This is a genomic window from Nostoc sp., from assembly GCF_036917755.1.
Classification (GTDB): Bacteria; Cyanobacteriota; Cyanobacteriia; order Cyanobacteriales; family Nostocaceae; genus Nostoc.
This window is the reverse complement of sequence record NZ_JBALFC010000057.1, coordinates 73,359-79,358: the sequence shown is the minus strand read 5'-3', so window position 1 is coordinate 79,358 and position 6,000 is coordinate 73,359. Positions and strand designations below refer to the sequence as shown.

10 protein-coding genes are annotated in these 6,000 nt (G+C 42.3%); 6 read left to right on the top strand and 4 right to left on the bottom strand.

Going from position 1 to position 6,000, the window contains the following annotated elements:
* The 4 genes from V7L05_RS15025 to V7L05_RS15010 form a co-directional block, all read left to right on the top strand.
* Nucleotides 1–179 (top strand): WD40 repeat domain-containing protein (locus V7L05_RS15025; protein ID WP_442937861.1); only part of this gene is annotated, 179 nt, incomplete at its 5' end.
* 119 nt (nt 180–298) lie between these two features.
* Nucleotides 299–577, top strand: a complete 279-nt coding sequence (locus V7L05_RS15020) for a prevent-host-death protein (RefSeq protein ID WP_334952654.1) — start codon at nt 299–301, stop codon at nt 575–577.
* Between the two features lies 1 nt (nt 578).
* Nucleotides 579–854 (top strand): PIN domain-containing protein, encoded by a 276-nt coding sequence (locus V7L05_RS15015; RefSeq protein ID WP_335165070.1) that lies wholly within the window; start codon nt 579–581, stop codon nt 852–854.
* Between the two features lie 30 nt (nt 855–884).
* A complete protein-coding gene (locus V7L05_RS15010; protein ID WP_335165068.1) occupies nt 885–1,478 on the top strand; it encodes a Uma2 family endonuclease in 594 nt (197 codons plus the stop codon).
* A gap of 217 nt (nt 1,479–1,695) precedes the next feature.
* On the opposite strand, the gene V7L05_RS15005 is transcribed toward V7L05_RS15010, so the two are convergent.
* From V7L05_RS15005 to V7L05_RS15000, 3 genes are all read right to left on the bottom strand, one after another.
* Nucleotides 1,696–1,881: a DUF6887 family protein gene (locus V7L05_RS15005; RefSeq protein WP_335165066.1), complete on the bottom strand. Its 186-nt coding sequence runs from the start codon at nt 1,879–1,881 to the stop codon at nt 1,696–1,698.
* 200 nt (nt 1,882–2,081) lie between these two features.
* Nucleotides 2,082–2,168 carry a DUF6888 family protein gene (locus tag V7L05_RS34705; protein ID WP_442937860.1) on the bottom strand — a complete coding sequence of 29 codons (87 nt, stop codon included), beginning with the start codon at nt 2,166–2,168 and terminating at the stop codon, nt 2,082–2,084.
* Nucleotides 2,169–2,216: 48 nt separating this feature from the next.
* On the bottom strand, nt 2,217–3,176 hold the full coding sequence (locus V7L05_RS15000) for an NAD(P)-dependent alcohol dehydrogenase (protein WP_335165064.1): 960 nt from the start codon (nt 3,174–3,176) through the stop codon (nt 2,217–2,219).
* A 302-nt stretch (nt 3,177–3,478) separates the two neighbouring features.
* On the opposite strand from V7L05_RS15000, the gene V7L05_RS14995 reads away from it, so the two are divergent.
* Together V7L05_RS14995 and V7L05_RS14990 are read left to right on the top strand one after the other, a co-directional pair.
* On the top strand, nt 3,479–3,901 hold the full coding sequence (locus V7L05_RS14995) for a XisH family protein (protein ID WP_335165062.1): 423 nt from the start codon (nt 3,479–3,481) through the stop codon (nt 3,899–3,901).
* Complete coding sequence (locus V7L05_RS14990) at nt 3,883–4,248, top strand: XisI protein (RefSeq protein WP_335165060.1); 366 nt, start codon at nt 3,883–3,885, stop codon at nt 4,246–4,248. Before V7L05_RS14995 ends, V7L05_RS14990 begins: the two co-directional genes overlap by 19 nt.
* A 33-nt stretch (nt 4,249–4,281) precedes the next feature.
* On the opposite strand, the gene V7L05_RS14985 is transcribed toward V7L05_RS14990, so the two are convergent.
* Nucleotides 4,282–4,860: a Uma2 family endonuclease gene (locus tag V7L05_RS14985; protein WP_335165058.1), complete on the bottom strand. Its 579-nt coding sequence runs from the start codon at nt 4,858–4,860 to the stop codon at nt 4,282–4,284.
* Nucleotides 4,861–6,000 lie beyond the last annotated feature (1,140 nt).

Sequence of the window (6,000 nt, the reverse complement as noted above, 5' to 3'; positions counted from 1 at the left end):
CCCTTGCCAGTGGTAGTAGAGACCAAACCATCAAACTGTGGAATCTCGCAACCGGAGAGCAAATCCGCACCCTCACAGGGCATTCTGACTGGGTTGAGTCTGTCGCCATCAGCCCAGATGGCAAAACCCTTGTCAGTGGTAGTGGAGACAGGACAATCAAAATTTGGCGGCTAAAGTAGTGTTAGCGGATAGCTAAGGTTTAGCCCGTGCTGAGTTAGGAGTTTTGAATATTTAGCTAGAAACAGAAAAAGTAACCTAAACTAAAATCACAATAACCTGCTATTAAATCTGAAAACAAATGAACTGGAAACTTGACGAAGCACAACAAAAACTGCCAGAGGTAATTGATGCGATCGCATCAGAACCTCAATTAATCTTCAAGCAGGACAAATTAGTTGCTGCGATTGTAGAACCTAAACTTTTTCAAGACTTCCTTGCTTGGCATCAGCAACAAAAAGTCTCTTCCCTCGCAGATGCTTTTGTCGAACTACGTCAACTCTGTGCTGAGGAGAATTACATTTTAGAAACTCCTCCACGATGTGGCGATGATCGCCATATCCCATTTGCTGAAGAATAGTATGAGCTTTCTCTGCGATACTAACATTATCAGTGAATTAGCTCGTCCAGTACCAAATCCTGGAGTCATTGCCTGGAGTAAAAGCATCTCATCAATTTTTCTGAGTGCTATGACATTGGAAGAAATTTGCTATGGTTTAGCAGCAAAACCCAACCCCAGAATTCAAACTTGGTTTGATAATTTTTTGGTAACTTACTGTCAGATTATCCCTGTTAGCCCAGAAATTGCTAAACGTGCGGGTGAATTAAGAGTCCTATATGCCATCTCAGTTCTATGATAGAAACAAGCCACTAATTAGGTTTAACTTATGTCTTCCCCTGTCCTGGAAAAACCTACGACTTCTGAGATGTCCTACGTTCTTCTGTACAATGTCAGTTGGGAACAGCTAGAACAGCTTGATGTCGCCCTTGCAGGGACAAGCGCACGACTAACTTATTTAGATAGTATTCTCGAAATTATGTCCCCACTTTCTGACGATCATGAGGACAATAAAAAAACTCTGGCGATGTTGCTGGAAGTCTATATGCGGGCGAAGAATATCCGGTTTTATGGACGGGGAAGTGCAACCATAGGTAAAAAGGAAGACAAAACGCGACGAGAACCCGATGACTCCTATAATTTAGGCACAAAAAAACCTATTCCCGATTTAATTTTGGAAATAACTGTCACCAGTGGCGGAATTAATAAGCTAGAAATTTATCAACGTTTGCGAATACCCGAAGTTTGGTTTTGGGAAGATGGCTTATTATCAGTTTATTGTTTGCAAGGTGACAGCTATATAAAAGTTCCTAGAAGTACTTTATTGCCTGATTTAAATTTTGATTTATTAGCAAAATATGCGAGAATGGCTGACCAATATGATGCTGTAACTGAATATAGCCAGATAATAACTAAGGAATAAGAATTAAATAACATACAATTAATGTCCCTGGCTTACCTCACCCTCAATCCCTCTCCTTATAAAGGAGAGGGAAGCTAGATACAGGATGAAGTTTTGCATTTTATTTAACAGTCGTCTGAAGACGACTTTCGCTATTAGACTCAGAATTCATTCTGAGGCGGGCTAGATGAGAATGAAATGCCTTGCCTGCACGATGCGGCGATCGCCAAACACAAAGCTAATCCTGATTATTCTTCTCTTGCTGAACTCTCTGAGCGATCGCTTCTGCAATTATCCGATTATTCTCTTCTATAGGTTTACCATCTTCAGTAAACATCGATGGATATATAATTCCTTCTGAGTCAGGAGTACGGCGATTAAATAGGATTTCTAGCGCTTCTATATCTTCCCGATTAGCAAGCACATACGCCCTCAACAAAAATCGGCTATCCCTCCCACCCCAACAAGAGGGGTGGGAGGGATAGCCGCCCGCCGATTTAGTCATTAGTCAAAAGTCATTGGTCATTGGTACTAATGACCAATGACCAATGACTTTTGACTTCGATTTGCCCCCGGCTTCAAGCCGGGGGATGAGTTAACTCTTTTGTGGACATTTCTGCAAAATTAGGTTTCATTTACAAATCTCCAAGTTCCATCACGAAATACAAGGATTTGCAGTTCATCACCTGCCAAAATAAACACATTGCCAATTGTGACACAAATAATATTAAGCCTTACTGGGTGAAAATCTCAGTTCCCCTAAATAGCGATGTCTACGACGGGTTGCACCAACGCAATTTTCCCCACAGCCCGCCCAGTTTCGCTATAACTATGAGCCGCCGCGAGTTCTTGTAAGGGATATGTGCGATCAATCACCACACGAATTTTACCCGCTTCAATCAATTCTTTAAGATAAACCAAATCCTTCGCGTTAGGCTTTTCAAACACCGATTTGGCTTTTTGACCCGGAAGGAACGCTGTTAAGACGATCTCTAAGAAGACTTTGGGGCTGGGTACCGTGGTGATATAAATTCCGTTGGGTTTGAGAACTCTTTTGGTTTGTGAGAGCGATCGCTTACCCACTGCATCAAAGATAATGTCATACTGCGCTGTATCTTGGGTGAAATCTTGCTGCGTATAATCAATCACGCGGTCTGCTAAGAGAGATTTCACCAAATCCAAGTTTTTAGTGCTGCTAACTCCCGTCACCACTGCCCCTAAAGCCTTAGCAATTTGCACTGCAAAACTGCCTACACCACCCGCAGCACCATTAATCAAAACAGTTTGTCCTGTTTGAATATTCCCTTGATTTCGCAGTGCTTGCAAAGCCGTAAGTGCTGCTAAAGGCACAGCCGCAGCTTCTTCATAAGAAAGGTTCGTTGGTTTGAAAGCCACCAAGTTTTCTGGGACGGCTGCAAATTCGGCGTAACCTCCTCCAGGGAAGCTAGTACTACCATAGATAGCATCTCCGGGTTTAAAACGCGTGACACCAGAGCCAACCGCCACGACTTCTCCCGCCACATCAAACCCCAGAATCTTCGGGAATTTGCTGCCGGTAATCAAACTCAACATCCCCTGGCGAATTTTCCAATCAATCGGATTAACGCTACTAGCACGAACTTTCACAAGTAACTGCGTTGGCTCAATTTTCGGCTGCTCCACGTCTTCATAGTGCAACACCTCAGCCGCACCATACCGGCGGATAACGACTGCTTTCATCCTATTCCTCCTGCTACCTTGTTTTGCTGAATGAACTCAGACAGCTTATTTTTCGTTATGACTACAGTATAGCGATCGCGTAGTTCAGGCGATTAGAAATCGCGGCTATACAGGCAAAACCCACGGAGGTGGGTTTCAAACTCTTGATTTTCTCTTAGTCCAGGTCGGTGGACGAGAGTTTGTGTAGCCGCGTACTCCTAGGTCGAAGCAAGCTACGCGTCAGCGTGCCGGAGGCTCTATTCCATTGCCCTGGCTCTCAGAGATTTCCTAAAATAGAAATATCAGTCTAAAACTACACCTATATGCCAGCTAGAGACATCTATCACAACAATGTCAAAAATGCTTTGATTAAAGACAAATGGACAATTACTCATGACCCACTGACTCTTAAATTTGGTGAAAAAGATTTGTATGTTTATTTAGGTGCTAGGCAACTGTTGGCGGCGCAAAAAGCAGAATCCAAAATTGCAGTTGAGATTAAAAGTTTTAGCGGCAGATCGGATGTTGATGATTTAGAAAAAGCGTTGGGTCAGTATATTTTGTATCACGATATATTAATTGAGTTAGAGCCAGAGCGAATGTTATATCTTGCAGTGCCTAACAGAGTTTTTGATGATTTGTTTGAAGAACCTATCGGCAAACTTTTACTAAGAAATCATCGTTTAAAGCTGATTACCTTTGATCCAAAACAGGAGGTTATTAAACAATGGATTACACCAAGTTAGACCACTATCGCCAGGTGATTGAAACTATCCTCAGTGAATATGCTTCATTACCCTATTCTTATGCCAATATTCAATCAGAAGTGGTGTTTGATCGAAGCCGCGTTGGCGCAGCCTCTCTGAAAGAGACTCGCTATTTGTGGATGGATGTAGGTTGGGATAGCGATCGCCGCATTCATGGCTGTCTGGTTCATATTGACCTAATTGATGGCAAAATCTGGATTCAACGGGATGGCACTGAAGAAGGCATTGCCGCCGATTTAGAACGGGCTGGAATTCCTAAAGAACACATCGTCCTGGGGTTTCGTCCACCAGAGTTAAGACCCTACACTGGCTATGCAGTTGCTTAAAGTGCGATCATTGTGTGAAAAAACATATTCTCTTTATTCTTCAGTCGGAAATACAACACTTTCATACAGCAATTCAATCGGACATTCAAATTCAATGCTCGATAGAGTGACGATATCTCCAGCCGTGTAGGGATAGTAAAGCCACATCCTACCCTCACCCCGACAGTAACGCTCAACGGAGATTTTTTCCGACTCAATCAAGATATACTCTTGCAAACTGGGAATTGTTAGATAATAAGTGAATTTTTCACCCCGATCTTTAGCGCTTGTACCTGGGGAAAGAACTTCGACAATCAGCTTGGGATGTTGAATAAATTTGCGGGCATTGAGGTCTTCAGGGTCGCAACTGACAATAACATCAGGATAATAGTAGCGGCTCTGGGGAGTGAGTTGCATTTTCACGTCTGACACGTTCACTCGGCAACCCCTGAAACGCAAATGGGGGTACAAAGCTCTGTAGAGATTTAGTGCAATGTCGTTATGGGGAATTGTACCGCCTGTCATGGCAAATACTTCGCCATTGGCATATTCGTAGCGAACATCTTGCTGAGGTTCCCATTCGAGATATTCCTCAACGGTCATTTTTGGCGGCTGTTGGGAGATGGCGATCATAACTCAGATTTTTTCTTTTCTTGGTTTTATTGTAGCTAAATACGTATCAGCAACAAAGAGGGGTATCTATAAAATCTCTCTCCTAAAAGGCTACTGTGTACACACAAGTCAATCTTTCCCTCTCCTTAGCAAGGAGAGGGATGTCCGTTAGGACAGGGTGAGGTTTTTCGCTAAGGTTCGTAACGAGCAATTAAAAAAAATCATTGCGATCGCACAATCATGTTAGATTATAGTTTGTTGTTTCTCTTAAACACAAAATCCCAGAGTTTCCTACCCATCACCTCATTGTGGGAATGAAAAAAAAGGAGTTAAAAGTTAAGTTTTTTGAAAATTATGTGCAGCAACACATCTATTTACCGTAGCTCATATGGCTTACCAGATAAGACTTAGAACCCCAATTGAATATCATTGTCAAAGCAAAAATTAAAAAAATATGAAGTGCATTTTTAGCCTCAAAAAAATGATATGTTAGATACAGAATTGAATTTCGCTTTTTTTATGGAGTAGAACGATATAGACTACTCCAGTTTTTCACCCTCAAACCCTTGGCATTTATTGCTTTTGACGCAAATTGAGGGCAATCTGAGTACACATTTAAATAACCCAAACCCAGTTTTAAGTTAATTAAAGTCCTTGCTGGGATTGGGTTGTGGCTGAGTACAAAGAAATCCTGAACCCCTATCTATAAACACTAGAACCCCAACCAAAAAATACTAGAACCCCTACCCGAAAAAAGTTTTTTAACTCTTGTAATGCTTGCAGAATTAGGGTTTTTATTACTTGAGTACAAACGTAATAAATCCAATAAATTCTATCCTAGAGAGACGCAACATCTGGCTGGGAGATGGCTGCTATAAATCTTATATCGCCAATCACTTAACGCTCCAAAACAAAACGAAGCGAAAAGTGAGTGGAGGGATGACATAGCACCATGCCAAAAGTGAATAGAAGTCGCGGCTATAAGCACAAATTCTACCCAAGAACCGAACGTTGACACACACCAGCCGAACATCTAAAGATTCATCGCCTGCCCTACTTGAAAACAAGTCACCCGAACCCCAGGGTTTGCAGGCAGTGTGGAAGACGCGACTTCAATTCCTGGGCATGAAAGAGTAGCAACAGCATCTCCCACAGTGGCAG